General features: G+C 66.1%; 5 protein-coding genes. 2 read left to right on the plus strand and 3 right to left on the minus strand.

Features of this window, described 5'->3' with window-relative positions:
• On the minus strand, window positions 1-96 hold a 96-nt coding region (locus AC2VOG_RS16005; protein ID WP_486940858.1), incomplete at its 3' end, for a hypothetical protein.
• Window positions 97-209: 113 nt separating this feature from the next.
• Between AC2VOG_RS16005 and AC2VOG_RS16010 the strand changes: the two genes are divergently transcribed.
• Window positions 210-458 carry a ribbon-helix-helix domain-containing protein gene (locus AC2VOG_RS16010; RefSeq protein WP_486940859.1) on the plus strand — a complete coding sequence of 83 codons (249 nt, stop codon included), beginning with the start codon at window positions 210-212 and terminating at the stop codon, window positions 456-458.
• 115 nt (window positions 459-573) lie between these two features.
• Window positions 574-1,290 carry a 2OG-Fe(II) oxygenase gene (locus AC2VOG_RS16015; protein ID WP_486940855.1) on the plus strand — a complete coding sequence of 239 codons (717 nt, stop codon included), beginning with the start codon at window positions 574-576 and terminating at the stop codon, window positions 1,288-1,290.
• Between the two features lie 40 nt (window positions 1,291-1,330).
• Here the strand turns inward: AC2VOG_RS16015 and AC2VOG_RS16020 are convergent, their stop codons facing one another.
• Both AC2VOG_RS16020 and AC2VOG_RS16025 read right to left on the minus strand, forming a co-directional pair.
• Window positions 1,331-2,236, minus strand: coding sequence for a DMT family transporter (locus AC2VOG_RS16020; protein ID WP_486940856.1), 906 nt, complete (start codon window positions 2,234-2,236; stop codon window positions 1,331-1,333).
• A 30-nt stretch (window positions 2,237-2,266) separates the two neighbouring features.
• Window positions 2,267-3,162, minus strand: an 896-nt coding sequence (locus tag AC2VOG_RS16025) for a bifunctional RNase H/acid phosphatase (RefSeq protein ID WP_486940857.1), incomplete at its 5' end; no start/stop codon positions are given.

Here is a 3,162-nt window from a genome sequence, read left to right on the forward strand (position 1 = left end):
CGCCGCGGCGCTTTTGACCCGCTCCAACTCGGTGATGCGCTCGACCAGCGCCGACTCCGAGCAAGCCAGGTCGATCGTGACCAATGATTCGAACATATTTTCGATTATACTCGTCGGCCCCGACACGCGCACCTCATTCCTGTCTGTCCAAAAACTGCGTCTTGCACCGTCGGAAGGCCCGCGCTGCACCAGGTGGATCCACCGCAGTGATGCGCGATGCGGCCCATGAGGCGCGGACAACGACCATTGACCGGCTGGCAACACAGGAGGACGTGTCACGCGCCGAACTGATCCGCCAACTGCTGAATCGCGTTCTTGCCAACGCCGACGCGAACCCCGCGTCCGAGCTTCGGGCAATCGACGACTCGTTCGGCGCGCTAGCTGATATCGAAGTGCCCGTGCGCGGCGAGAGCGGTCGCGAGGATCCGCTGGCGCCCATCTGGCGACACTCATCGTGATGCTGGTCGATTCCGAGGTGTTGATCGCGCACCTGCGCGGCGTCAACATCGCCTGGCAACTGTCACCTTGGTGACATCCTTATCGTCTCGAGAGCAACGAAGGGGGCCTGAACCGATGCCGTCGGACCGATGGGAAAAGCGCGTCGACGGCGGTGACTGGGACGCGATCGCCGCGACCGTCAACGACTTCGGCGGGGCGCTGCTGCCGCGCCTGCTGACGCCGGCCGAGGCCCGCCGGCTTCGCACGCACTTCGGCGACGACGATCTGTTCCGCTCCACCGTCGACATGGCTCCCCGCCGCTACGGCTCCGGTCAATACCGTTATTTCCACACCCCCTACCCGGAGCCGATCGAGCAACTCAAGCAGGCGTTGTATCCGCGGCTGCTGCCGATCGCCCGGGACTGGTGGGCCAAGTTGGGACGCGACGCGCCCTGGCCCGACGCCCTCGACGAGTGGCTCGAAATGTGTCATGCCGCCGGCCAGACGCGGTCGACCGCTCTGTTGCTCCGATACCGATCCGACGACTGGAACGCCCTGCATCGAGACCTCTACGGCGAACTGGTGTTTCCACTTCAGGTTGTGGTCAATCTGAGCGACCCCGACACCGAGTTCACCGGCGGTGAATTCATGCTCGTCGAGCAGCGGGCGCGAGCCCAATCACGCGGCACCGCAACCCAATTACCGCAGGGCTACGGTTACCTGTTCACCACTCGCGATCGTCCGGTGCAATCCGTCCGGGGCTGGTCGGCCGCGGCAGTACGCCACGGACTGTCGGTCGTTCGGTCCGGTGAGCGTTATGCCCTCGGCCTGATCTTTCACGACGCCGGCTGACGAGGACTTGAACGCGGCGGCTTACCTTCGGAATGCGCTGTTAGCGCGACATTTCCGGTTGCTCGGATTTCTCGATCGACCGGCCGGGCGTTACCGAGTCGCGACAGAGCGCGATCGTCGCGGCCGTCATCGCGACGACGGCCGCTGCCAGGATCACCGCCGCGATTCCGCGGACCACCAGGTGCTCGCCGAGAACCACGACCCCCAACAACACCGCCACTACCGGCTCGCCGACCAGCATGATCGGCACCGACGCCTGTAACGCGCCGGCATGAAATGCGGACTGCTGTAACACCGTGACTGTGACGGCGAGCGCGACCAGCAAATAAGGCGCCGGCACCGCGAGCAAACCGGCCCAGCCGTGAGCGGCGAGTCGGAGCGCGCTGACCTTCGTCAACACCGCGATCAAGCCGAGAAGCACCGCGACGCCACTGGCCAACAGCATCGCGCGCCGTCGTCCGGTGGTGCGGCGCGCCGCCAACACACAGATGATCACCACCGGCAGCGAAGTGCTCAACGCCACGCTCCACGCCGGTCCCGGCGCCTGGTAGTGACCTTCACGCGGCTGACCCACCAGAACAAAGATCGTCAGCGCCAAGATCAGCAGCAGCGCCCAACCCCAATCACGAGCGCGCACATGCTGATTCGAGAATCGCGCGCCGAGTGGCAACACGAACAGCAGCGACGAAACCAGCAGCGGTTGCACAAGCAACAATGACCCGTGCGCCAAGGCCACCGCCTGGAACAGGTATCCGCCGGCGGCGCCGAGCGCTCCGAACCACCACTCCGGCTGACGGACCCAGGATGTGACGATCGCTTCCGCCTCCGACAGCTCACCGGTTTGGGCCTGGATGGCCCGCTGTCGTACGACGATGCCGACCGCGGCGAACAGCGCCGCCAACAACGCTGACCCGATGGCCAGTGCGTGCGACGCTAGCCACTCCACGATGCGCCCACTACCCCGAGCCGCCGTTCGCTAACCCAGGTAGCCGGTCTGATTGACCAGCCGGACCGAGGATGCCCCGTCGGGATAGAACTCGGCGATGCTCAGCGACGCCAGATCCAGGTGCAGCCGGTAGAGGATGCCCGGCCCGGCGTCGAGCGCCTCGCGCAGCAACATCTTGATCGGTGTCACGTGCGAGACCACCAACACCGTGCTGCCGCCATGCTCGGCGATGATGCGATCGCGCGCCCGCGAAACCCGCTGATTGACGTGATCGAAGCTCTCCCCGCCGGGCGGCTCGGTGCTGGTGTCGCGCAGCCAGCGACGATGAAGCTGCGGGTCACGCTCGGCCGCCTCGGAGAAGGTCAGGCCTTCCCACCCACCGAAATCGGTCTCGATCAGGTCGTCGTCGACCACGACGTCGAGACCCAGCCGTTTGGCGACCACCGTCGCCGTGTCGTAGCAGCGCTGCAACGGCGAACTCAGCACCGCGGCGACTCCGCCGCGGGAACCCAGGAAACTCGCGGCAGCCTCGACCTGCCCGCGGCCCACTGCAGTCAGCGGCGGATTGCCGCGGCCCGAATATCGCCTCTGCACCGACAGTTCGGTCTGGCCGTGCCGTAGCAACAGCAGCCGCGTCGCGGTGCCGCGCGCACCGGTCCAGCCGGGTGGCGACTGCGTCTCGCCGACGGTGGACGCATGCGGTGGGTCGTCCTGCGCCGGTATCTCGACGGCGGCATCCATCGCTTCGTTGGCCAACCGGTCCGCGCGGGAGTTCTCGGCTCGCGGAATCCAGGTGTAGTCAATGTGGTCGAATCGCGAAGCCAGCGAGCGTGCTTGGGCGTTCAGCTCGATCAGGTCCGGATGCTTGACCTTCCACCGTCGGCACATCTGCTCGACGACCAGCTTCGAATCCATGAACACCGCGA

The sequence above is a fragment of the Mycobacterium sp. TH-M11 genome, from assembly GCF_057473725.1.